General features: G+C 45.7%; 1 pseudogene. It reads left to right on the top strand.

Features of this window, described 5'->3' with window-relative positions:
• Positions 1 to 656 (top strand): annotated as a pseudogene (locus ACG9ZB_RS16685) (ISNCY-like element ISAjo2 family transposase); the annotation flags it as partial.

Below are 656 nucleotides of genomic sequence, written 5' to 3'. Positions count from 1 at the left end.
TGACTTATGGATTCCTCGATCCAAGCGCCTGAAACGCCCGTATCAGCCTCGTTACAACCGGGATTGCTTTGGTGAACTGATCCAAATTGATGGCTCATATCATGACTGGTTTGAAGGACGCGCTGCTAAATGCTGTCTGCTGGTGTTTATCGATGATGCTACAGGAAAATTGCAGCATTTACGCTTCTGTGAATCAGAATCAGCCTTTGATTATATGATTTCAACACGCTTGTATGTTGAGCAGCATGGTAAGCCGTTGGCATTTTACAGCGACAAACATTCAGTCTTCAGGGTGAATCAAAGCAGCAAGAAAGACACCAAGATTACCCAGTTTGGACGCGTACTCAGTACCCTGAATATCGATATCATCTTCGCCAATTCACCACAGGCCAAAGGCCGTGTGGAACGTGCCAACAGAACCCTTCAGGACCGTCTGATCAAGGAGATGCGTCTGGAAGGTATCAGCTCGATTGAGCAAGCTAATGCCTGGCTACCCTGCTTCATTGAGCAGTTCAATCAGAAGTTCGCCAAGATGGCTTTTAATCCTAAGGATCTACATCGGCCTATCACTGAAACAGCCGAAGAATTAGATGATATTTTTACTTGGCGTGAACCCCGCAGAGTCACGAATAGCCTGACGATTACTTATGATAAAT

It is taken from the genome of Acinetobacter johnsonii, assembly GCF_048551975.1.
Classification (GTDB): Bacteria; Pseudomonadota; Gammaproteobacteria; order Pseudomonadales; family Moraxellaceae; genus Acinetobacter; species Acinetobacter johnsonii_A.
Note: the sequence above shows the minus strand (reverse complement) of the source record. Positions and strands in the feature narration are given on the sequence as shown.